The sequence below is a fragment of the Winslowiella arboricola genome (assembly GCF_025527015.1).
In the GTDB taxonomy this organism is placed as follows: domain Bacteria; phylum Pseudomonadota; class Gammaproteobacteria; order Enterobacterales; family Enterobacteriaceae; genus Erwinia; species Erwinia arboricola.
The window spans coordinates 507,109-530,068 of record NZ_JAODIM010000042.1; the positions used below are offsets into that span (position 1 = coordinate 507,109).

Sequence of the window (22,960 nt, forward strand, 5' to 3'; positions counted from 1 at the left end):
GGTAATACCTCCCCCGACATCACTCCCCGAGCGAAATAATCTTTAACTGCGGATAGTGTTTCATTCTCTCCAGCACATCGGCATAACGCGGCATACCTTGCGCGGCGCCAATATTTTCTACGCTAACCGAAGCATAAGCCGAGGCAAACAACGCAGCAGCTTCCAGCGCATCACCCGAAGCCAGACGTGCCGCTAACGCGCCATTAAACGCATCACCCGCGCCGGTCGTATCTTTTGGCTGCGCTGGATAAACCGGCACCAGCGACATCACGCGGTCAACCGACAGCAGTGCGCCCTGCATACCCAGGGTTATAATCAGCTGTCCAACCCCTTTATCGTGCAGAAGCCGCGCCGCCCGTTGCGCGCTGGCAACATCAGTGACGTCAACTCCGCTCAGCTGCGAAGCCTCAGTACTGTTAGGGGTCAGCAGATTGACTTTATTCAGCAGCACATCGCTCACTTTCTGCCATGGCGCGGGATTGAGAATCACAAAGGTGCCGCTGTCGCGACCGATATCGATCATGCGCTGAATGGCGCTTAGATTATTTTCCAGCTGCAATAACAGAATATCCGCTGCCGCTATCGTCGGCTGGCAGCGCTGGGTTTCGGCGGCGGTGACGGTTAAATTCGCCCCCGGATAGACCGAAATCATATTTTCGGCATCATCACCGGCGACAAAAATCAGCGCATTACCGGTGGGTTTCTCTTTACAGGTAAACAGGGTGATCGCGTCAAAACCGGTATTTTCCAGGTGGCGGCGCGCAAAAATGCCGTAATCGTCGTTACCGATCTTGCCGATATAGTGCACCCGCGCACCGGCACGCAGTGCTGCAGTGGCCTGATTGGCCCCCTTGCCACCGGCGCCCATCATGCTGCTATGGGCGACCAGCGATTCACCGGGCTGCGGAAAGCGCGCCATGCCGGCGACAATATCCAGGTTAAAGGAGCCGAATACACATACTCTGCCTTTCATAACGCCCTCCTGAAATGCCGTTCTGCTGCGTAGCAGGCGCCACGACAACCGGTGTAATCGGTGGCTTTACTGAAAATAATCTTCAGGCCATCACGGGTGGCGGGCGGGCGCAGATGCCGGATAATCTGCTCGCGCAGGCTGGACAGCGGGAAAGCGTTCATCCCCAGCACGCCGCCGCCGAGGATCAGATATTCCGGGTCGAGGATATTGATTTCAATGGCGATTACCTGCGCCAGACGCTGCACAAATGCCTGCAGATCGGGATGCGCATGATGGCGGCTAAACAGTTGTGCCATTGCGGTGTCCGGCACATGCTGTTGCGCCCAGTTGCTCAGCCAGTGGCCGGAGGTCACCGTCTCCACGCAGCCGTGATTGCCACAGGGGCAGGGCAGCGGCGCGGCGGCGCTGGCACTGTGCAGCAGCGGAATATGGCCTAACTCGCCGGAACTGCCATGATGGCCATGATAAAACTGGCCATTCAGCCACAGGCTGTTGCCCAGTCCGGTACCCGGATAAATGCCGACGGCATTGTCTGGCAGCTGTGGCAGTTCCATCAGATCCCACAGCATCAGATGGTTAACATCTTTATCCATCGCCACCGGAATACCGATCTTCTCGCTCAGCAGCTGGGCGATGGGCTGATGGTCCAGCGCCTGAATAAATGGCAACGACAGCACCTGACGGCGATCGCGACTGAGGATGCCGGGCAGGCCGAGCATCACGCCATGAATATTCTGTTTTGCTACTGCCGCCTGAATCAGTCCGGCCAGCGTCGACAGCGCATCATCGGCGGTAGCCCAGCTGCGGGTGGCAATTTTATCAAATCCCTGCCACTGGCGATCGCTGTCCATAATCTGAAACCGGGTGCTGGTACCGCCAATATCTATACCCAGCCAGGATTGTGTCATGCGGTCGCTCCTGGCGCATTCTGAGCCTGCTGAATGTTGTGGCTCATGGTGTCCCACGCCGTCTCAAGATTATCATCAAGGTTAAACAGGCCGGAGGTGCCGACAATCAGCACTTCCGCCCCGGCGCCCAGCAGGGTGGAGTACGTTTTGGTGTTACAGGAGCCATCGATTTCAATCAGGTATTTATGACCGTGCTGCGCTTTCAGCGCTTTGAGCTCGACCACTTTCTCCACCATTTCCGGGATAAATGGCTGACCGGCATAACCCGGGTCGACGGTCATAATGGTAATCTTATCCAGCAGGTGAATATAGTGGTGGATAAACGAGACCGGCGTTGCCGGGTTTAATACCACACCGACTTTTTTATTTAAGGCACGAATTTGGTTAATCACACGGAATGCATCTTTATTAATGGTCTCCGCGTGCGGGCAGATATAATCCGCGCCCGCTTTGGCGACGGCATCGATAAAATCGGTCGGCTGTTCCACCATCAGATGAACATCGATCTGCAGTGGCGTGTACGGACGGATCTGCTCAATAAAAAAGGGTGACAGCGTAATATTTTTAACAAAGTGCCCATCCATAATATCAACATGGAGGAAATCAGCGCGCGTATTCAGTACATGCAACTGCTGCTTAATTTCCATCAGGTTCATACACATCAGAGAAGGGGAGATTTTAGTACGCATCAGATTTCCTTTTTATTAGTCAGAGCAGTCTGTTGGGCAGATTGCGCACTTCGACGCATTGCACGATGTGCTGCATAATGAGAATTAAAATATTTAATTGCCAGAACCACAATCAGCACCGCTCCCCACATGGCGAGACTAAAGTGCTGGCTGATATTCATCAGGTTAAAGCCGGTGGATAACACCTGCAGGACGATCAGCGATAACACCACGCCAGTGACCTTGCCGAAACCGCCGTTTGGATCGGTGCCGCCGAGGATAATCGCCAGTACGGTCAGCAGCAGGTATGAGTCGCCGTAGCCGATACGCGCCGAGTTAAAGCGCGCCATCATCACCAGTCCGGCCAGCACGCAGAGTAAGCTGGAGATGACATACACCATAATCAGCATGCGGTGAGTGTTGATGCCGCTAAACCAGGTGGCGTTGATATTGCTGCCGCCCATATAAATGCATTTACCGGCGCGGGTTTTGCCAAGGAATAACGCCATTGCCGCCGCAGCGATAATAAACAGATACAGCGGCAGCGGAATGCCCAGCAGGGTACCGGAACCAAAGATGCGTACTACCTCCGGCATGCCGCTAATCGAGGTGCCTTTGGTCAGGTAAATACCAATCCCTTTTACCGTCATCATCGTGGCGAGTGTCACCAGAATCGGGTGAGCGCCAATTCGCGTCACCATCAGTCCGGTAATCACGCCAATTACCGTGGCGATAATTGCCGCGCCGATAATACCGATAGTCAGCCACAGCAGTTGCATCGCGATGCTGGCATCAGCCGGTAAATAACTGATCAGCATCCAGGCAATAAACAGGCTGGTGATATTGGCAGTGGCGATAATACAGAGATTCAGTCCGCCACTGAGAATGGCAATAAACATCGCCAGCGTCAGCAGGCCAATTTCCGGCAGCTGAAACGCAATGCTCATAAAGGTCGGCGCAGTTAAAAAACGTCCCGGTAATAACAGGCTGAAGGTGATTACCGCCAGCGCAATAAGCAGCAGCAAACCGCCCTGAACACCGTCAGGTTTAAACATATGCAGTTGTTTCATTTACTTCTCCTCGGTGTCAGATAAAGCTGACGTCGGTCTCTTTACGCTTTTTATAGTGAGTAATGGCGATGGCTAACATAATGACGCTGCCAATCACGATATTCATAAAGTAGTCAGAAACCCCGATCAGATTGAGACCGTTTTTCAGGATGGCAATCAGGAACACGCCCATCAGGGTGCCGGTCACCGTACCTTTACCGCCCATCAGGCTGGCGCCGCCCAGTACCGTCGCCGCCAGCACGTCAAGTTCGCCACCGACTAAGGCATTCGGCACCACTTCGCCCATTCGGTAAACCTGTACCAGGCCACCAATCGCCGCCAGCGCGCCGAGATAGCCGTAAGCAAAGATATGGATCAGCCCGACGCGGATGCCAATACGGCGCGCCGACTCCTGATCGCCGCCCACCGCATACAGCTGACGGCCAAGATGGGTTTTATTCAGTAAGACCCAGGTCAGCGCGGAGATACACAACATCACCAGTAGCGGCAGCCCGAGCTGGAAGCTCTGACCATTCACCTCAAACGGCAGCACGCTGCGCAGGGTCGTCCACCATTCCGGCAGGGAGTAGAGACTGCGGCCATCAGTCAGCCACATCAGCATGCCAAACAGCAGCGACTGCATACTGATGGTGATAATGATTGAGACAATGCGTAACGAGTAAATCAGGATGGCATTGATAATGCCGAACAGCATGCCGCTTAAAATCGCCAGCGCGATGCTCAGCAGCGCGTTATCAAACTGAAACTGGATAAACAGCGTGGCGATAAAGTACTGCACCACCGAAGCCACGGCGGCAAAGGAGATATCAATGCCGCCGGTGACCAGCACCACAAACAGGCCAAGGGCGAAGATGCCGGTGACCGCATAGGTCTCTGTCAGATCGAGTAAATTCTGGATAGTGAGAAACTGGTCACTGGAGAAAGAGAAAACAGTGACGCAGCAGACTAATACCCATGCCAGCCAGCCCTGACTGGACTGCGGTTTAAAGAAAGATAAATCAGGCATTGATCACCTCTGCAAGCGTATGTTGCCCGACGCTACCTGGCTGATACTCGGCAGTTACCGTGCCATCGCGGAAATGCAGAATGCGATCGCAGTTGTAATAGACTTCAGGCACTTCATCGGAAATAAGAATGATGGCTAATCCTTCCAGCGCCAGCTGGTGGATCAGCCGGTAGATACTGGCCTTCGCCCCGACATCGACGCCAACGGTAGGGGAGTCAAGAATCAGAATCTTGGGCTGAGTCAGCACCCATTTCGCCAGCACAATTTTTTGCTGGTTGCCGCCGGAAAGGGTGGAAATCGCGTTATTCGGGTCGGCTACGCGTACGCCTAACTGATTAATCCACTCAAGGATTAACTTGTTTTTGCGGTATTCATCGATGATATGGAATCGGTTACGCAACTGGTCGAGAATCGACAGCACCATATTATCTGCCACGGACTGCTGCTGGATCAGGCCGAGGGTCAGCCGGTCTTCGGAGACATAACCGATGCCGCTTTTAATCGCATCTTCATGACCACGGAATTTCACCGGCTTGCTGTCGAGCCAGATTTTGCCGCTATCCGGCTGCGTCATGCCAAACAGCGACAGCGCCAGCTCGGTGCGCCCGGAACCCAGCAGGCCGCACAGGCCGAGCACTTCACCGGCGCGTAGTGTGAAATTGACATTGTTGTACTGGCCGATACGTGACAGATTTTCCACCTCCAGCAGCACCCGACCTTCGACGGCGTTGGGGGTTTTTAACTGATAATCGAGTTTCAGCCCGGTCATCAGCTCGGTGAGCCGATGGCTGTCGATTTCGCTGGCAGGCCAGGTGCCGATTTTACCGCCATCGCGGATCACCGTGACGCGGTCAGAGATTTCCAGTACTTCATCAAGGCGATGGCTGACAAACACCACACAGATATTCTTCTCTTTCAGATAGCGTACGGTGCGCAGCAGCTGGTTGACTTCGGTGCGGGTGAGAGACGCGGTCGGCTCATCCATAATCACCAGCTGCGCATCGGCGACCAGCGCGCGGCAGATTGCCACCTGCTGACGCTGAGCAATCGACAGCGCCGAGACTTTGGCATCCAGTTGCAGATTAAACTGCAATTCGTCGATCACCCGCCGGGCGGTCTGGCGCAGTTGTTTCGCGTTGTACCAGCCCAGCAGGCCATTGAGGTTATGTTCAAAGGCGATATTTTCCGCCACGCTGAGATTAGGGAACAGGGAGAGATCCTGATAGATCACCTGAATACCAAAATCGCGCGCTTTTTTTGGCGTCAGACGTGAAAAGCTTTCACCATTAGCCAGCGTAATGGTGCTGCCGCTATCCGGGGCATGCACCCCGGAGATAATTTTGATCAGCGTACTCTTACCACAGCCGTTTGTGCCGGCCAGGCAGTGCACTTCGCCAGCCATCAACGAAAGTGACAGTTCACTTAATGCCCGGTTGCCGCCAAAGGTTTTTGACAGGTTTTCCAGCACAATAAGTTGGCGTGGTTCGATTGGCTTCATAACTTACAGTCCCAGTTTGACCAGTTTCGGCAGGTTAGCTTTATCGAGGCTCTCGGTGCTGTTACCGAGGATGGTGTGGGTCTTCTCATCCACTTTTACTTTTCCCAAACCGTCGATGGTCATACCGTCGGTAAATGCTTCTTTTTTATGTGCCATATCCGCGATTCGGATAAATACTTCACCGGCCGTCAGTGGGTTCCAGATATAACCGCCTTTAATCGCGCCACGGTTCACCAGTGACGCGCCCTGGCTCGGGCTGAAGGCGCCAATCACACAAACTTTGTCGATTTTCTGGCGGTTCATGACTGCACGACCGGCACCAATCGGGCCGCTGGAACCAAACGCCATCAGACCTTTCAGATCAGGATATTTCGACATCAGCTCATTGGTAGTGCGAATGGAGTCATCCAGCGATTCACCGACGCCAAATTTGTCACCGACCAGCTGCATTTTTGGATAGTGTTCTTTCTGATAAGCGATGGCCGAATCAGCCCACTGGTTATGCAGCGGAATAGTCAGGCCGCCGATATACATGGCGTATTTGCCTTCTTCTTTCATGCATTCGGCTAATTTCTTCATATTGGTGATGCCGTAGGTGGTTGAATCAACCAGCTCGAAATCCCAGTCGGCATATTTTTGATCCGGTGATTCATGGGTAATCACCAGGATGCCGGCTTCTTTAGCGCGTTTTAATACTGGCTCAAGAACTTTGGGATCGTTTGGCACCACGCCGATAATATCGACTTTCTGCGCAATTAAATCTTCAATTGCTCGTACCTGTAATGCAGGGTCAGCCGAAGTAGGGCCAACCTGCCAGGCATCAATACCGCGTTTTGCTGCTTCACTTTTAATTCCGCTTTCCATCGCGTTAAACCATGGGATACCGCCAACTTTAACCACAATACCCATCCGCAATTTATCTGCGGAGTGAGCCAAACCAGCAGCGAACAGCGACATAAGGGTACAGGCAATAAGTGTTGTTTTCATTTTCTCTCCGATATACCCGGCGTACCTGAAGTGGCTACTCCAGGTAGTATGGATAGTGTTATTGTAAGAACGGATCAGTAATTGATTATTTGCGTGGCTTGCGGACGTTGTGAACAGTCAATAATATTGACGCCATTCCACGCTAATTCTTGTTTTAATTCTTTGTCTTTCATACTGTCGGTAATAAGGAAGTCCACTTCGCGGTAATGACAGATACGCGCGAATGAGGGAGTAAGGAACTTACTGGAGTCCAGTAACAGATACTTGCGCTCTGAAGCCAGCAGCATTTGCTGTTTCAGGTGGGCATTATTTTCATGTCCTTCCCGCAAGTAGCCATCATTATCCAGACTACGGCAGGAAAAAAAGATTTTATTTATCAGGAAATCCTTTAACGGCTGTTCTGCCACTAAGCCATTAAAATCTTCATAACGTATTGAGTATTCGCCGCCGAGACAGATGGTGCGGATATTTCCCTTGGGCGCCAGCGTCTGAACATTACGTAACGAATTTGTCAGCACGGTTAATTCTATATCCGGTAGCTGGCGCGCCAGAAACCAGCTGGTGGTGCTACTATCCAGTAATATACAGTCGCCCGGACTGATAAAATCAAGCGCCCGTTTAGCAATCTGCATTTTCTGTTGCACATTATCATTCATTCGCTGGCTGAATGATAAAGCATGTTCTTCCGGTCTGGTGGACGGGGCGGCTAAATTACCCGTGCTGCGTTGTACGGTTACTGCGCCACCATGACTGCGATTCAGTAATCCTTTTTTTTGCAATGCCGCCAAATCACGACGAATAGTCTCCTGCGATACCTTGAGCCGTTCAACTAATTCTGCAACCAGGATTCGGCCATCTTTATTGAGTTCTTCAATAATCAGGCGCTGGCGTTCAATTGGCATCATGGTGACCTCCGGTTGATATTTAGATTAAGGAAAATCAGGCGTAAAGAACGTGTGCTGCATGGCACTCTGATACGAAGAAATCTGATACCCGTTTCAAGTGATGAAATACGAAGATTTATTGTGAAATTTAATGGTTATTACAGTTAAATATTGATGCTTATCACACTTTTATCGGGTAAAGCGCGATTTTTACTCGATCTGATATGGCGCGTGGCGGTCGCATAGGGAATGAATGACTGACCGATAGTGACCGTTTGTGTGGATTTGACCGTTTAGCTTATCTTAGTGAAGCTATTGCTTGTGGTAAAGTATCAATAGTTTCCACGGACAAACGCAGGGACGGCGTTCTCGCCGCCCGCGTCGCGGATGTGCACCATCGCGGGAGTGGCATTCGTTATGACGGGAGCCGAAAACGGCTCCCCTGGGACAGTCATCGGCTTGTGTAGGGGCGGCGTTCTCGCCGCCCGCATCGCGGATGTGCACCATAGCGAGAGTGGCATTCGTTATGACGGGAGCCGAAAACGGCTCCCCTGGGACAGTCATCAGTCTTATGCAGGGGCGGCGTTATGCAACAGCAACAGGTGCGTTACTATCACCCGGCAGAGATGCCTGGCATGGTGCTGGGTGAGGCGCGCTTCTCTGACTTTAACTTTGCGCCGCATTACCATCTTGATTACCACATCGGGGTGATTAGGGATGGCGTACAGCGTCAGCGTTTTGCCGGCAGTTCACAGCTGCTGGCGGCGGGACGGATATCGATTATGCCGCCAGGCGAAGTGCATACCGGCACGCGTGAAGGAGAGCACGCCTATACGCTTTATACCTTCCGGGTAAAGCCGCAGCTGTTGCAAAGTCTGGCAGATGAGATTGCCGGAAAAACCGTGGAGTTGAGGTTTGGTGGCGCGATACTGACCGCCCCCGGATTAAGCCGCTTTCTGCAGCAGCTGCACCAGCAGTCAACCCGCCAGCCGCTGGTGGATGAACACTATCTTAATGCGCTGGAACCACTGCTGACGCAGCTGAAAACCCTGCAGCCACAGCAGCTGAAGGGCGGTTTGTCCGATCGGGATTTCCGCCGGGTGCGGGATTACTGCTATGACAATATCAGCGAAAACCTCGCCCTGCCGCAGCTGGCGGCGCTCTGCGATATGAGCCGCTTTCAGTTTTTACGCCGCTTTAGTCAGCGTGTGGGAATGACGCCGCACGCCTGGTTGTTGCGCCTGCGGCTGGAAATCGCCTGTCAGCGCCTGAATCGCGGTGACAGCCCGATTGCGCAGGTGGCTGCCGCCGTCGGTTTTTACGATCAAAGCCACTTTAACCGCGCGTTTCGCCAGGCATTTGGCGTGGCCCCTTCAGCTTACTGACTAACTGGCGCTCAGCGTATAGCTAATGCGCACACCATCTTTCCGCTTTATCTTTGTCAGTTCTACCTTCTGCAAACTGCCGGTGTCGCCAGTATGGGTGCCGCCACAGGCAAAAGGACGATAATTGCCGATGGTTACCAGGCGAATTTCATCTGTCTGAGGGATCGCGCCCGCTAACTCCGGCCGCAGCGCAGTGATAGTCGCCAGGTTTTCACTGCTGATGGTCACCGGCAACGCGGCCGCGATAGCAGCATCGAGCTGCTGCTGTACCTGCTGCAGAAACGTCTGTGGATCGTCGGTAAGTTCGCCGGCAAAAGCCACATATGCGCCAGGCAGAAAATGGTGGCCTTTGGTCGGCACCAGTTCGGGTTTCAGGGTTTCCACCACATGCGAGATCAGATGGCCTGCGCTGTGCGCGCGCGACGCCAGCAGACGGAAATCTGCATCAATGGTCAGCTCCAGTGCGTCACCGGGCTGTAATGCGACAGCGCTGTCGAGGTAGTGGCGCACTTCACCATCCCGCACCAGCACCTGCTGGCAATTAATGCGCTGCTGGTTAAACTGTAGCGTGCCGCGATCGGACATCTGGCCGCCGCCCTGCGGATAAAATACCGTGCGGTCGACCTGCACCCAGTGGCCTTTCTCATCGTCGCCGCTGTTGATTACGCTGGCGCGACAGCTGACAGCATCGGGTTGGCTACGGCAAATCAGTTCAGTCATCATGTACTCTTTAGTAAGCAAACATAGATTCACTATGCCGGTCAGCAGGGTCGCTGGCTTGTAAAAAATTGCAGTATGCGCCATGACAGAGAAGGAGAGAGTATGGCTGATGTTCACTCCGCCGCCATCCGCAGTAAAAATATGCGTGCCATTCGTACCCAGGATACCGCAATTGAAAAGCGACTGGCCGCGTTGCTGGATACGCTGGGATTTAGCTATCACATGCAGGATAAAAGCCTGCCGGGGCGGCCCGATTTTGTGCTGCCGAACCACCAGACGATTATCTTTGTCCATGGCTGTTTCTGGCATCACCATCACTGCCATCTGTTTAAGCTACCGGCGACACGCACTGAATTCTGGCTGGAGAAAATTAACCGCAATGTGGCGCGCGATGCACGTGATAGTGCTGAGTTAACCGCCGCCGGCTGGCAGGTGCTGATTGTCTGGGAGTGTGCATTACGCGGTAAACTGCGGCTGGATGATGAGGCGATTACCTCGCGGCTGGAGGAGTGGATTATTGCCGGAAACGGCAATGCCGGGATTGATTATCAGGGCATCCACCGTTGTTAGCTGGGTGTTTACGCTGTCTGATTACGTGATTTTGCCGTCAGCAAATATTTGCCCAACGTCACCAGTACCACCGCAAAGATAATAATGCCCAGCGCCAGCCATTCGCGCGTCGACAGAGTTTCGTTGCCAAAGCTGGTGCCGAGCAGAACCGCCACTACCGGGTTAACGTAGGCGTAACTGGTCGCCACCGCCGGTGTGACATTGCGGATCAGGTACATATAGGCGTTAATCGCAATAATCGAGCCGAAAACAATCAGAAAACCGAGCGCCAGAAAGCCCTGTAAATCCGGCGTCGCCTGCAGCTTTTCACCGCTCAACGTACTGGCTGTCAGCAACACCACGCCTGCCGCCAGCATCTCCACCGCCGCGGCCATCGGCCCTTTGGGCAGTTCTACACGGGATCCCCATACTGAACCAAATGCCCAGCTGACCGCCGCCAGCAGTATCATCAGCGCACCCCACGGGTTGCCGCTGAGATGACCGCCGCTGTTCAGCAAAATAATCCCGCTCAGTCCGACCGCAATCCCCAGCCACTCAATCCAGCGGGTGGCGATACCAAACAGCTGGCTGAAGCAGAGGGCGAACAGCGGCACGGTTGCCACCATGACCGCCGCGAGGCCGGAGGGCACATTCTGATGTTCAGCAATGGTGACCAGTCCATTACCGACCGACAGCAGCAACACGCCAACAACAGCGGCATTCAGTACCGCGCGGCGTGATGGAAGCTGATGTCCGCGCAGGCGCAGCACCGCAAACAGAATAATCCCGGCGGTAAGAAAGCGTAAGCCCGCCATCATCATCGGCGGCCAGCTTTCCACCCCGAGGCGAATAACGTAGTAAGTGGAACCCCAGATAATATACAGCGTAAAAAGTGAAGCGATTAACAGCACAGCAGGCGCAGTAAGGCGTGACATGATCCATTCCGGTGGATTAACAGGGGCAATACACTACCGCTAAAATTAATTTTCCTCCAGAGATTCACGTCCCTGCGGAGGAAAGTTGCCGATTAAATCAACTGTTAACGATTACAAAGATTGCCATTCTGACCCATAATTGTTTAGATCTGCCGTTCCATTGCTAACTCGCCCACGGTGAACCTATGTCCAGCATTAAGCTGACCGTTCGACGTCTGTATAAATTGCGCGATCAGCGCCTGGTGACGACCCAGGCAACGGCTCGTATTTATGTCGGCGACACCCTGATTGCAACCGAAGAGATCGCCGGAATGACCGAAAGTCCGGTGAGTAAATATCTGCATCACGATCAGGCCGAGGGGCAGCCGGTGCGGGTGGAATGGGATTGTGATGGCATCGCTGATATGGCTGTCGCGGAAGTGCAGATCTGTCCCTGTTGTCAGCACCACGAACATTAATCAAGGAATCCATTTTGGCTGGAAGTAGCTTACTGACGTTATTAGATGATATTGCCACGTTGCTCGATGATATTTCTGTTATGGGCAAGCTGGCGGCGAAAAAGACCGCTGGCGTACTGGGTGATGATTTATCACTGAATGCACAACAGGTGAGTGGGGTTAAAGCCAATCGGGAAATTCCGGTAGTCTGGAGCGTAGCGAAAGGGTCGTTCCTTAATAAGCTGATTCTGGTGCCGCTGGCGCTGGTGATCAGTGCTTTTGCCCCCTGGGCGATTACGCCGTTGTTAATGGTTGGCGGTGCTTACCTCTGCTATGAAGGGGTGGAAAAAGTGATGCATAGCCTGCATCGCGATAAATCGCAGGAGTCGCCGGAAGCACGTCAGCAACGCTTGCTGAAAGCCGCAGAGAAAAATCCGGCGCAATTTGAGAAGGATAAGGTTAAAGGTGCGGTGCGCACCGACTTTATTCTGTCGGCGGAAATTGTCGCCATTACGCTGGGAATCGTTTCTGATGCGCCGTTGCTGAATCAGGTGCTGATCCTTTCCGGTATTGCCATTCTGGTGACGGTCGGGGTGTATGGCATCGTCGCCGGGATTGTGAAGCTCGACGATCTGGGGCTGTGGCTGACGCAGCAAAGCGGTGCGCTGGCGCAGGCGACGGGCCGTGGTCTGCTGGTGGCCGCCCCATGGCTGATGAAGATCCTGTCGGTGGTGGGTACGCTGGCGATGTTTCTGGTCGGTGGCGGTATTGTGGTGCACGGCATCGCATGGCTGCATCATCATATCGAAGCCTTTAGCGCCGGATTTAACGGACTGGTGGCCGCGCTGATTAGCAATGGCGCTAATTTAGTGATTGGCTTTATCATTGGTTCGATTGTGCTGTTTGTCGTAAATATGATTGCGAAAGCGCGCACTAAATCAGTATAAAGAGTGCGAGTATCTTTAAGACCAATACCTGGAGTAAACCATGAACGACGATATTTTCGAATTTGATATTGATGCACAGCTGGAACAGGCTGAAGCAAAAGCCGAAAAGAAAGCCAGTGAAGTGCCCGCCGATCTGGGCGATGAAGCCGATTGTGAAGGCTGCAAAATCTGATTCCAGGCATAACGGTTTCATTAAAAACGGATAACTACGGTTGTCCGTTTTTTTTGCCCGTGTTTTTTTGATAATTTACGCAAATAGTCATCATAAAATCGTATATCTCACTAAACCCCTGCAATATCGATATTTTCTTCTACTAATTCATTCTAAGTCCATTTTTGTGTCGCTGGTCGCAGGCGGGAATCAGACCGGGCTGCTATATTTTTGCAAGTATGTTTTTCTCACCCTGATATGGAGGCGCATGATGTTCTTTTTTGTCAGTGATGAAGTACAGCTTAAAAATGGCGGACCCCGCATGATTGTTACCGGTTACGCCAGTGGGATGGTTGAATGCCGCTGGTATGATGGATTCAGCGTCAGGCGTGAGGCATTTAAAGAAGATGAACTGTTTGCGCTCTCCTCCGGCCGTCAGCTCGCCAGCTAAACCCTGTGCCGCCTGCAAATTTATCCCCTCGCAGGCGGCGCACCTTTCCAGTTGCGCTGATTCAGTATAGACTTTAAGTTCATTATGGCTGTGATATGAACCAGGTGAACTTATGTTGGATGAACTTCAGCAGCGTAAAGCGTTCTCCGCCCGCCTTAACGAAGCCTGCCGGCTAAAATCCCTTGATACCCATGGTCGCGGTGTGCTGCTGGCGCGTGCGCTGAAGGTCACGCCGCGGGCGGTGGGCAAATGGCTAAACGGTGAAGCGATACCGCGCCAGGCGAAGCTGCAGGCGCTGGCAGGTTTTCTCGATGTCAGTCTGGAGTGGCTGCAGCTCGGCAGCGGCGAGTGGGATAACAACGTTAAAACCGTAGTGCCGCCTTCGGGTTATAACGGTTATCCGCTGATTAGCTGGGTCAGCGCCGGACTCTGGAGTGAGGCGATTGAACCCTGGACGCGTGACGAAATCGATCGCTGGCCCGCCACCACCCGTCATGTGAGTGAGAGCAGCTTCTGGCTGGAGGTGAAAGGTGATTCAATGACCGCGCCGGTGGGGCTGAGTATCCCGGAAGGGATGCTGATTCTGGTTGATCCGGAGGTGGCCGCCACCTCCGGCAAGCTGGTAATTGCACGTCTGACGGATGCGAATGAAGCCACGTTTAAAAAATATATTGAAGATGGCGGACGTAAGTATCTGAAACCGCTTAACCCTGAGTATAAAATGCAGGAAATCAGCCATAACTGCCGCATTATAGGCGTAGTGGTGGAAGCGAAATGGGAAAATTTAGGTTAAGCGATCCGCTTAACAAAATGCGTAATCGCAATTGCTGTAAATGAACTTTAAGTTCATTATCGATCTGTCTCTTATCCGACAGGAGAAGCTTATGGAGATGATAATGAATACGTTGCTGTTGCTGATTGGGATTGCCAGAAGCGCCTTAACCCGGCTGAGCCTGCAGGAGTGGGGCTATTTATTGGGGCTGTTTTTTACCCTGTTGCGTGGGCTGATAATCTGGCGTGATAACCGCACTGAACAGCGTAAACGCACCGCCATTCTGCAACAACTGGCGCAGCGGCTGGATGCCGATGCGCTGCAAAAAGTGAACAACAGTTTACCGCCAGCGGATAAAGAGCAACCGCACTGAATGGCGTTTTCGATCCGTTATTAACTGACACCGGCAATGGCGTATGCGCAAGCCATTGCCGCAACCTGTCGCTGAGTTTAACCACCGTCTACACTCAACTCACTGTTGCGGCTGAGTATCGGGAGCGCTGTCGCTTGAAGAGTCATGCTTTTATCCGTTTATCAGGTGCAGAACATCGTCCCGGCAGCCTTGTGCATTTCTGCTTTATAGCGGTATTTCTGTTCTCCACTTTTCTCACCTGGCGGGAAGGGCTGGTGCTGAAAAATACCTGGAAGGTGAACCAGCAGATCCACCTGACCAACGTGGCGGTGGCGCTGGATCGTCAGTTCCAGTTTGGCCTTGATGCGCTCAGTTTTTACCGCTCAATGCTCAGCTATGCGCTGACCAGCCCAATAGAGTCGGACAATACCCGTCGGGCGATAGCGCTGTTTGCCACGCAGCGCGACAGCCCGGTCTGGCGACTGAATCTGAATACACAGCGCAGCATGCCGCTTAATGGCGTATCTGACCGCTGGCTGCGCGATTACCCGCTGCTGAATCGTGACGATCCTGAGCGGCTGAAAAATGAGTTAAGTGCGGCGCTGGAGTTCAGCTTTATCCTGCAATTCAGCGACCCCGAGCACGATTTTCAGACGCGTCTCTGGTATATCTCACGCGGCGGTTTTTATGTCAGCTCCACGCCGCCGCTAAATGACCGGGAAACGCTGGAGAGCTATCGTGGCATGATTTCGCGCGATTACTTTCGCGCCATGAGTCTGCAACAGAATCCCCAGCGCCGTCTGTACTGGACCAGCATCTATCAGGGATTACTGGATGAGGTGCCGATGATCACCGTCATCGCCCCGGTTGACAGCAAAGGGTACTGGTATGGGGTGCTGGCAATGGACTTTACCCGTGACAGCATCCAGAAACTGCTGCAACGCAGTTTCCAGCAGCCGCAACAGGGCATTGTGATGCTGATGGATAGCCAGTTTAATCAGCTGGCGAGCAGCGACAGACAGCCCGGCAGACACAACTTCAGCCAGGCAGAAGTCGCCCGCTTGCAGGCGGCGGTGCAACGGGGTGCCAGAGGAGAATTGCGGCTTGGCAGCCGTTTTATCACCTGGGACAGATTGCGTGGTTTTGATGGTGTGATCGTTAATATCCAGACGCTGCGCGAGGGCCTGCATGATGAAACCGGTCGGGTAGCGCTGGTGTTACTGCTGATGTGGCTGCTGTTTAGCCTGATGTTGCTGGCTGCGTGGTATGCGATTACCCGCTTAATTCGCCGCATGATGGAGTTGCAAACGCGGCTGGCGTGGCGTGCCAATTACGATGGTTTAACCCGTCTGTATAACCGCAGCGCATTTTTCGATCTCAGCAGCCATAGCGCGGCACTGTGTCAGCGCAATCAGCGCCCGCTGTCCGTGATTCAGCTGGATATTGATTTCTTTAAAATGGTTAACGATAACTGGGGTCATCATGCCGGAGATGTGGCGCTGGCGCATGTCGCCGGGGTGATCAGACGCGCGTTGCGTGCCATGGATATCGCCGGGCGGGTGGGCGGCGAAGAGTTTTGTCTGTTATTGCCGGAAACGTCACTGCAGGATGCGGTCGCGATTGCCGAACGTATCCGGCAAAAACTGGCGCAGAAAGAGCTGCTTATTCATAATGATCAAACCCTGAAGCTGACGGCTTCACTGGGGGTCGCCAGCAGTGAAGAGCAGGGTGAGTATGAGGTTGAAAGCCTGCAATCGCTGGCGGACAGCAGGCTGTATATCGCCAAGCAGAGCGGCCGTAACCGCATCTGCTGGCAGAGTTAAACTTCGCCAGTGTTATCCTCTTCCACCGCCTGATAGATGCGTTGCAGGATATCCGGGAAAGCGGACTGTACGCGGCTCCAGCTGGGAATAAAGGGCTTTTCGTTCGGGCGTTCAATAAACGACTGGCCCGCTTCGAGAATCGACTGGGTAAACATCTCCACAGCCGCTTCTTCGGCGTGCTGATCGAATTTCAGGCCGTTCATCGCCGCTTCATGGTTATACACTTCCATCATATCCAGCGCGTTACGGTAGTAAGTGGCTTTCAGTACGCGGAAAGAGTCACTGGTGATATTCACTCCCATGGTGGCCATTTTGCGCAGCAGCGACTGCACAATATCATTACTCATACGGCGCAAACCGCCAGTGCCATCCTCTTCCGATAATGGCTGATGTTTGTGGTCGTAGTTGTCGGCAATTTCCACCTGACAGCTCTGACGCGTGGTGTAGTTGCGATAAATTTCTGACAGCACACCAATTTCCAGCCCCCAGTCGCCGGGGATTTTGATGCCATTCAGCACATGGGTACGCATGGCGAATTCACCGGAGAGCGGATAGCGGAAGCTGCTGAGATAGTCGAGGTAATCGGAATGGCCATACACTTTCTGTAACGAACGCAGCAGCGGCCCGACCAGCAGGCGACCGACACGACCATTGAGTTTGTTATCCGCCACGCGCGCGTAGAAGCCTTTACAGAACTCATACTGGAATGAGGGGTTCGCCAGTGGATAAAGCAGGCGCGCCAGCATGCCGCGCTCATAGGTAACGATATCGCAGTCATGCAGCGCAACGCAGGTGGTGCGATCGGATGCCAGCGTGTAACCGGTACAGAACCACACATTCCGCCCTTTACCTGGCTGGGCCGGTGACAATCCCTCTTTATCCAGCTCTGCATCCAGCGCCTTCAGACGCGGGCCGTCATTCCACAGGATGCGATGTCGCTGCGGTAAACGCGAAAAGAATTCACGCGCATGCAGAAATTGATCGCGGTCGGCGCGATCCAGTCCGATAACAATCTCTTCCAGATAGGGCACTTTCGCCAGTTCATCAACAATATGACTCAGCGCCGGGCCTTCCAGCTCGGAATACAGCGAGGGCAGTATCAGCCCCATTTTACGTTTATGTGAAAACGCGATCAGATCCTGTTCCAGTTCGCTGACGCGCCGACCGGTCAGATTGTGGAAATTGGTAATAACACCATTCTGGTAAAAATCACTCATAGCATTCCCCTTTAAACAGCGTACGGCTTGCCAGCATTTTGGCTAATCTTGCGCGATAAAATGTTGCAGCCCTTCCTGCCAGCCTTCGGGGCCATAAGCTGAAGTGTGATAGATATTTTGCTGATCCTGACGCGTTAAAGTGACAGGCGTTTTGCTGTGGCCTTTAATCACCACCGCGTAGTCAACACTGTCGAGCATCGGCGCATCATTGGGGCCGTCGCCGAGGCCGATGGTAATAAAATTGTGCTGACTGAACCGCTTATCCTGTTTGTATGCTTGCAACAGCCATGCCAGGGCTGCACCTTTGCCACTGCCGCTGGCCATCACATGCCAGAAGCGCCCGCCCTGGGTCAGTGATAATCCCTCCTGCTCCAGCGCCCGGGAAAAAGCGGCGAACTGCTGCTCGCTGTCGCGCCATACCAGAGATTCCGAGGCCTCACGGCGGCGGGCAAGGGCGGCATTGCGCACCGTCAGACCGGTAATATCGGCCACTTCCTGATCGGTAAAATCAGCGAAGCCGCTGAAACGAAACTGATATTGCTGGCGCAAACGACGCAGGCAGTGACAGATTTCACTGTAATCTTTACCGGCGTGATGGCGCAGATTGTCGCCATCGACGTGGTCCAGTTGCACCAGCGCGCCGTTTTCAGCAATAAAGGGCGCACCACTAAGTCCCAGCTGCTGTTGCAGCGGGATGATTTCTGATGCGGTTTTGCTGGAGCAGATCACCAGTGGAATCTGATGCTGAAGAATTTTATCCAGCCATGGCTGCGCCGGTTGCCAGCTGTAGCTATGGTGATCCAGCAGCGAACCATCTAAATCCGTCACTATCATTAACGAGTCATGCAAACCGGGCATGTTACGTACCTCAACTGTCAGCCAAATAACAAAGATAACTTCCTGATTAACCGTTAAGTATAACGGACTCTGCACAAGGCGGAATTTAGCCGCCAGGATTTGTTGCTGCGGGCCGAGGGAGAGGTAAAATGGTTAGGATTTATCTTAAAGCGAGACGGGGGCTGAAGCGGCACTCAACAGGCATGATCGCCCTGCAAGCCGCGATGTCTGTGACTTGTCTGCACGGCCTGATATGAAGGTTGTGGCAATTGTCGTATTTTGGCTGCAACATCAGACTTGTCTTAGTTTGGTTAAAGCGTAAGCTGATTTTGTAAAGGAAGTCCCTGGTGTAACAAATTTCATTGAATACTATTTTCATCCCGGCCAGTGGCCGGGATTTTTTTTGAAATCGATTTCATCGGTTCACTTCGCTGATGGAAAAGTCGCGGATATCCAGCTCAAAAGCTTCCGCCAGTTCGGTACAGGAGTGATACTGCTTACCATCCACCTGAAAGTGGTGGGCATCATCATTTTCCATAAAATCCTGCACCTCACCGGTAGCACGACGCTGAATCGCCTCCAGCAACGCCTCAACATCGATCCCTACTTCTCGCTGAATGTTATCGCTGTACTCTTTCGCCGTAGTCATAGCAATACCCTCACAGAGCAACTGTCCTGTAAGTATAGTCGTGGTCGACAGCAGGGGGCAGGGTGAAAAAGGATAAAAAAAAGCCCGCGCTGCGCGGGCAAAAATCCTTGTTACTTTTAGGTTGACTGCGCCTTTGGGGTTGGTGCAGTAAGGAAATTGTAGCGCCAGCCGGTGTCAAAAATCTCGTTGCGAACTGTTAAGAAATCGAAAATATCGCTATGCGGATACGTACTTACGATGTTTTACACGGCTGAGATAGCGAGAGCCGGGATAACTGCTATCTTTAGCGGTCAGATTAAAAATGTTGTACTGATTATTTATCCAACAGGAGTCATTATGGATTTTTTGCGTATTGTTATCGCTATTTTGTTACCACCACTGGGTGTTTTTCTGCAGGTAGGTTTTGGCGGCGCGTTCTGGCTGAATATTTTGCTTACGCTGTGTGGTTATATTCCGGGTATCGTGCATGCCGTCTGGGTGATCGCGCGTCGCTAAGTGATTGCGCCAGGTCAGGAAAGTCGCGGCGTTTTCAGTTAAACTTCAGCGGGTAATCCAGTGGGAGGAAACGCATGAAGGTTAATGATCGGGTGACGGTTAAGACGGATGGCGGTCCACGCCGCACAGGTAATGTGCTGGCGGTGGAAGAGTTTAGCGAAGGCACCATGTATCTGGTAGCGCTGGATGATTATCCGCTGGGCATCTGGTTCTTTAATGAGCAGGGCCATGAAGAGGGTATCTTTGTCGTGCCGTACGACGATTAACGGTTTTTAAGGGCGGCGAGAACCCCGGGCGGCGAGAACCCCGGGCGGCGAGAACCCCGCCCCTACATGTAGGGGAGCCGTTTTCGGCTCCCTGATGGTTGCTAGAAGGTTTCCCAGTTATCACCATTGCTTAGCGCTGGCCTTGCGGCAACCGCCAGTGATGTTTTGGCTGGCGCTGCTGATGGCACCCTTTTATCACTGAGATGCTGCTGATCGCTCAGCCGGAAGGCGGCAACCGCCTGCGTCAGACGACCCGCCTGCTCTTCCAGTGATGAGGCCGCGGCAGAGGCTTGTTCAACCAGCGACGCGTTCTGCTGAGTAACGTTATCCATTTCGGTAACGGCCTGGCTGACCTGCTCAATACCCCGGCTCTGCTCATCTGAGGCAGCGGCTATTTCCGCCATAATGTCGGTTACGCGGCGTACGGCATCGACAATTTCGCCCATGGTATCGCCCGCTTGTCCAACCTGTGATGAACCCCGGCCAATCAGATCCACCGACTCCGAGATCAAACCTTCAATCTCTTTTGCCGCCTGCGCACTGCGCTGCGCCAGACTGCGGACTTCGCTGGCTACCACCGCAAAGCCGCGTCCCTGCTCACCGGCACGAGCGGCTTCCACCGCGGCATTAAGCGCGAGGATATTGGTCTGGAAGGCGATGCTGTTAATTACGGTGGTAATTTCGGCGATTTTCTTTGAACTGTCAGAGATATTATTCATGGTGCTGACCACTCCGGTCACAATATCGCCGCCCTGACGCGCTTTACCGGAGGCATCTGCCGCCAGCTGGCTGGCGTGATGGGCGTTTTCGGCGTTCTGTTTTACCGTCGCGGTGAGCTGTTCCATACTGGCTGCGGTTTGCTCCAGCGCTGCCGCCTGTTGCTCGGTACGTGAGGAGAGGTCGGTGTTGCCGGCTGAAATTTCACTTGAACCCTGATAAATAGCCACTGCGCCTTCGCGCACTGTGCCGACGGTTTTCATCAGCGCCTGCTGCATAATTTGCAGGTTATGGCTGAGCGTGCCGATTTCACTGCGTCCCCATGGCTGCATTGGCGCGGTTAAATCGCCGCTGGCGATCAGCTCAATACGGCTAACGGCTTTATGCAGTGGATTGATGATGACGCGACGCAGGAAGATAAAGGTTACCAAGGTAATAATCAGCGCTACGGCAAATGCGCTGCCCATCATAATAAAGCCCATGCGCGATTGTTGCTGCGCGACAATATTAATCTCTTCCGCGCGGTCGGTGCGGATCTTAATCGCCTTTAGCAGTACGTCATTATATTCATTATCGAGTTTGCGGGTGACATCGGTTTCATGGGCAATAACACCTTCAAAACTGCCCTGGCTGGCCGAACTTAACATTGGCTGTAACCCATCACTGACGTAGTGATCAAATTTCTCTTTTAAAGGGCCATCAAGGTTAATGCCATCGGCAGTTTTATTGCCGCGGTTGATATAGATAAGAAAGTTATCCTGCGCCTGTTTAATTCTTTTTTCGGCGGCCGCGAGGTTGGCTTTAAACTCATCCATTTCACCAATGCGCGCTGCTGCGCCAGCATGAATCACCAGCAGACGGGCAGTGCGCAAATGGTTGGAGCTGTTAGACAGCCCCATGCGAATTTGAATTTCGCCCGTGGCGTCATTTAATGACTGATTACTTTTAACCAAAAAATAGCTGGAAAGACCAATACACAATGCAAACAACAGCAGAATTCCACTGAAGATCACTGCGAACAAAGGAACCAGTCGCAGATTCTGCCAGAAACGTATCCCACCCTGTGCGGGTTGTTGGTTAGCTTTCATATCCTGTAGCTCTCTGTCAGATGAAGGGCGAAGCATAGCTCCGGTAATCGATCCAGACATCGGCCAGCAGGGGAGAAACATTAGGGGGGTAAGTGGGATCTGCGTCGCAAAATCAGCGAAAAAAAGTCAATAAAAAGGCCGGCAGGCGCCGACCTTTTCACAACGTGATTATCTCACGTTAACATAAATGCCCGAGGTGACATTATCAGTTAAACGAACCACATGATAAATAACTTGTTTGTTGTGTGTTTTAATTTTGCGTTTAATATTGCCTTTATGCGATGAAACTGTCTTGGCTTTGATTTGCATCTTGTCAGAGATCTGAATGGTATCATGACCTGACATCCACATTTTTAGCATATTTGATTCAGTCTGGCTTAATGTCAGTGGGTGCACATCGAGACCAGATGAAATACGCGTTGTGGTGCTGAATTTTTTTTGTAAATAGGTGCTCAGCAGATTATCTAAAGTTGATGGCTTTATCGATTTTGATGTAATAATCAGGTTCTTACGAACGTAGAGGTATTCCTCAAAATGGATATTAGAAATTGCCATAAAGATGAAAAATAACGTATCCGGATGCTGCATAATAATACTACGGATCCGCTGGCTGGCATCTGCTTCGTGAATAAAACATTCTTCATTAATAAATACAATGCCAGGTTTTACCTGTTGGCATTTATTATGAAGCTGGTCGATATCACTGGCAGAGGAGATATTTTTTTTCTTAACTCCTTTTAACGCCATGTAGTCCATTAAACCAAGTCGTGTATAGCTGCATGAATCCATAATAATCGTTGGCATGTTAGCGACCCTCACCAAATTGTTATCCGTTAAATCAACGATGAATTACGCGTATCGCGGTACGAGAAAGATTGTTATCACTAGTTTTTATTGTTTCTCAGCTGACAGGATTCCTTAGCGATGTTCTGCCTGGACCCTCTTTTTATCCTTGCTGATTGCTGCATAGTTGGGTTTGGGAGACGTAGTGCTCTGTCTAAACGCAGTGAAATCGTGCTGATCAGAACGACCAGCTGGCAGCCCGCCATTTCAAAGTACCCACTGCAATTTTTTGAAAGCGCTGCCACTATCGCGCAGAACTAGTCTGTTGCTGATAGGACAATTCTTAAATTCATTTACTCTCCGAATGTTTTGCACCCCGAGGAGTGTTGACA

Annotated in this window: 26 protein-coding genes; 11 read left to right on the forward strand and 15 right to left on the reverse strand. The window is 52.5% G+C overall.

Annotated features, from left to right (window positions below):
- Nucleotides 1-19: 19 nt before the first annotated feature.
- The 8 genes from N5923_RS16720 to N5923_RS16755 form a co-directional block, all read right to left on the reverse strand.
- On the reverse strand, nt 20-973 hold the full coding sequence (locus tag N5923_RS16720) for a ribokinase (RefSeq protein ID WP_267142602.1): 954 nt from the start codon (nt 971-973) through the stop codon (nt 20-22).
- Nucleotides 970-1,881, reverse strand: coding sequence for an allose kinase (gene alsK, locus N5923_RS16725; protein ID WP_267145248.1), 912 nt, complete (start codon nt 1,879-1,881; stop codon nt 970-972). The genes N5923_RS16720 and alsK overlap by 4 nt, the downstream gene beginning before the upstream one ends.
- Nucleotides 1,878-2,570 (reverse strand): D-allulose 6-phosphate 3-epimerase, encoded by a 693-nt coding sequence (gene alsE, locus N5923_RS16730; RefSeq protein WP_267142604.1) that lies wholly within the window; start codon nt 2,568-2,570, stop codon nt 1,878-1,880. The genes alsK and alsE overlap by 4 nt, the downstream gene beginning before the upstream one ends.
- Nucleotides 2,570-3,619, reverse strand: a complete 1,050-nt coding sequence (locus tag N5923_RS16735; protein WP_267142605.1) for an ABC transporter permease — start codon at nt 3,617-3,619, stop codon at nt 2,570-2,572. The genes alsE and N5923_RS16735 overlap by 1 nt, the downstream gene beginning before the upstream one ends.
- Nucleotides 3,620-3,635: 16 nt before the next feature.
- A complete protein-coding gene (locus N5923_RS16740; protein WP_267142606.1) occupies nt 3,636-4,625 on the reverse strand; it encodes an ABC transporter permease in 990 nt (329 codons plus the stop codon).
- Complete coding sequence (locus tag N5923_RS16745; RefSeq protein WP_267142607.1) at nt 4,618-6,123, reverse strand: sugar ABC transporter ATP-binding protein; 1,506 nt, start codon at nt 6,121-6,123, stop codon at nt 4,618-4,620. Before N5923_RS16745 ends, N5923_RS16740 begins: the two co-directional genes overlap by 8 nt.
- A gap of 3 nt (nt 6,124-6,126) precedes the next feature.
- Nucleotides 6,127-7,110 (reverse strand): substrate-binding domain-containing protein, encoded by a 984-nt coding sequence (locus N5923_RS16750; protein WP_267142608.1) that lies wholly within the window; start codon nt 7,108-7,110, stop codon nt 6,127-6,129.
- Between the two features lie 74 nt (nt 7,111-7,184).
- Nucleotides 7,185-8,015 (reverse strand): DeoR/GlpR family DNA-binding transcription regulator, encoded by an 831-nt coding sequence (locus N5923_RS16755; protein WP_267142609.1) that lies wholly within the window; start codon nt 8,013-8,015, stop codon nt 7,185-7,187.
- A gap of 566 nt (nt 8,016-8,581) precedes the next feature.
- Between N5923_RS16755 and N5923_RS16760 the strand changes: the two genes are divergently transcribed.
- On the forward strand, nt 8,582-9,379 hold the full coding sequence (locus N5923_RS16760) for an AraC family transcriptional regulator (RefSeq protein WP_267142610.1): 798 nt from the start codon (nt 8,582-8,584) through the stop codon (nt 9,377-9,379).
- On the opposite strand, the gene N5923_RS16765 is transcribed toward N5923_RS16760, so the two are convergent.
- Nucleotides 9,380-10,099 carry an alanine--tRNA ligase-related protein gene (locus N5923_RS16765; RefSeq protein ID WP_267142611.1) on the reverse strand — a complete coding sequence of 240 codons (720 nt, stop codon included), beginning with the start codon at nt 10,097-10,099 and terminating at the stop codon, nt 9,380-9,382. It lies immediately after the preceding gene.
- A gap of 102 nt (nt 10,100-10,201) precedes the next feature.
- Here N5923_RS16765 and N5923_RS16770 point away from each other — a divergent pair, with 102 nt between their 5' ends.
- Complete coding sequence (locus N5923_RS16770) at nt 10,202-10,669, forward strand: very short patch repair endonuclease (RefSeq protein WP_267142612.1); 468 nt, start codon at nt 10,202-10,204, stop codon at nt 10,667-10,669.
- Nucleotides 10,670-10,677: 8 nt separating this feature from the next.
- On the opposite strand, the gene yedA is transcribed toward N5923_RS16770, so the two are convergent.
- Nucleotides 10,678-11,583, reverse strand: a complete 906-nt coding sequence (gene yedA, locus N5923_RS16775; protein WP_267142613.1) for a drug/metabolite exporter YedA — start codon at nt 11,581-11,583, stop codon at nt 10,678-10,680.
- A 185-nt stretch (nt 11,584-11,768) separates the two neighbouring features.
- Here yedA and N5923_RS16780 point away from each other — a divergent pair, with 185 nt between their 5' ends.
- The 7 genes from N5923_RS16780 to dgcQ all read left to right on the forward strand — a co-directional run bounded on the left by N5923_RS16780 (nt 11,769) and on the right by dgcQ (nt 16,516).
- Nucleotides 11,769-12,041, forward strand: coding sequence for a hypothetical protein (locus tag N5923_RS16780; protein WP_267142614.1), 273 nt, complete (start codon nt 11,769-11,771; stop codon nt 12,039-12,041).
- A gap of 14 nt (nt 12,042-12,055) precedes the next feature.
- On the forward strand, nt 12,056-12,967 hold the full coding sequence (locus N5923_RS16785; RefSeq protein ID WP_267142615.1) for a DUF808 domain-containing protein: 912 nt from the start codon (nt 12,056-12,058) through the stop codon (nt 12,965-12,967).
- 40 nt (nt 12,968-13,007) lie between these two features.
- Nucleotides 13,008-13,139 carry a hypothetical protein gene (locus tag N5923_RS16790; protein ID WP_267142616.1) on the forward strand — a complete coding sequence of 44 codons (132 nt, stop codon included), beginning with the start codon at nt 13,008-13,010 and terminating at the stop codon, nt 13,137-13,139.
- Between the two features lie 250 nt (nt 13,140-13,389).
- The gene (locus tag N5923_RS16795; RefSeq protein ID WP_267142700.1) at nt 13,390-13,569 is read left to right on the forward strand and encodes a YodC family protein; all 180 of its coding nucleotides are present in this window, start codon (nt 13,390-13,392) and stop codon (nt 13,567-13,569) included.
- A gap of 112 nt (nt 13,570-13,681) precedes the next feature.
- Nucleotides 13,682-14,362: a LexA family protein gene (locus tag N5923_RS16800; RefSeq protein WP_267142617.1), complete on the forward strand. Its 681-nt coding sequence runs from the start codon at nt 13,682-13,684 to the stop codon at nt 14,360-14,362.
- Nucleotides 14,363-14,453: 91 nt separating this feature from the next.
- Complete coding sequence (locus N5923_RS16805) at nt 14,454-14,714, forward strand: hypothetical protein (RefSeq protein ID WP_267142618.1); 261 nt, start codon at nt 14,454-14,456, stop codon at nt 14,712-14,714.
- A gap of 134 nt (nt 14,715-14,848) precedes the next feature.
- Nucleotides 14,849-16,516, forward strand: a complete 1,668-nt coding sequence (gene dgcQ / locus N5923_RS16810) for a cellulose biosynthesis regulator diguanylate cyclase DgcQ (RefSeq protein ID WP_267142619.1) — start codon at nt 14,849-14,851, stop codon at nt 16,514-16,516.
- Here the strand turns inward: dgcQ and N5923_RS16815 are convergent.
- The 3 genes from N5923_RS16815 to yodD all read right to left on the reverse strand — a co-directional run bounded on the left by N5923_RS16815 (nt 16,513) and on the right by yodD (nt 19,219).
- Nucleotides 16,513-17,733 carry a glycosyltransferase family protein gene (locus N5923_RS16815; RefSeq protein WP_267142620.1) on the reverse strand — a complete coding sequence of 407 codons (1,221 nt, stop codon included), beginning with the start codon at nt 17,731-17,733 and terminating at the stop codon, nt 16,513-16,515. The genes dgcQ and N5923_RS16815 overlap by 4 nt on opposite strands.
- 42 nt (nt 17,734-17,775) lie before the next feature.
- A complete protein-coding gene (locus N5923_RS16820) occupies nt 17,776-18,591 on the reverse strand; it encodes a mannosyl-3-phosphoglycerate phosphatase-related protein (RefSeq protein WP_267142621.1) in 816 nt (271 codons plus the stop codon).
- 394 nt (nt 18,592-18,985) lie between these two features.
- A complete protein-coding gene (gene yodD, locus N5923_RS16825; RefSeq protein WP_267142622.1) occupies nt 18,986-19,219 on the reverse strand; it encodes a YodD family peroxide/acid resistance protein in 234 nt (77 codons plus the stop codon).
- Between the two features lie 336 nt (nt 19,220-19,555).
- Between yodD and N5923_RS16830 the strand changes: the two genes are divergently transcribed.
- Together N5923_RS16830 and dsrB are read left to right on the forward strand one after the other, a co-directional pair.
- On the forward strand, nt 19,556-19,714 hold the full coding sequence (locus N5923_RS16830; RefSeq protein ID WP_097096922.1) for a YqaE/Pmp3 family membrane protein: 159 nt from the start codon (nt 19,556-19,558) through the stop codon (nt 19,712-19,714).
- A 74-nt stretch (nt 19,715-19,788) separates the two neighbouring features.
- Nucleotides 19,789-19,980 carry a protein DsrB gene (gene dsrB, locus N5923_RS16835; protein WP_267142623.1) on the forward strand — a complete coding sequence of 64 codons (192 nt, stop codon included), beginning with the start codon at nt 19,789-19,791 and terminating at the stop codon, nt 19,978-19,980.
- A 101-nt stretch (nt 19,981-20,081) separates the two neighbouring features.
- Here the strand turns inward: dsrB and N5923_RS16840 are convergent, their stop codons facing one another.
- Nucleotides 20,082-21,785 carry a methyl-accepting chemotaxis protein gene (locus N5923_RS16840; RefSeq protein ID WP_267142624.1) on the reverse strand — a complete coding sequence of 568 codons (1,704 nt, stop codon included), beginning with the start codon at nt 21,783-21,785 and terminating at the stop codon, nt 20,082-20,084.
- Nucleotides 21,786-21,953: 168 nt separating this feature from the next.
- Complete coding sequence (gene rcsA / locus N5923_RS16845; protein WP_017800077.1) at nt 21,954-22,589, reverse strand: transcriptional regulator RcsA; 636 nt, start codon at nt 22,587-22,589, stop codon at nt 21,954-21,956.
- Nucleotides 22,590-22,960 lie beyond the last annotated feature (371 nt).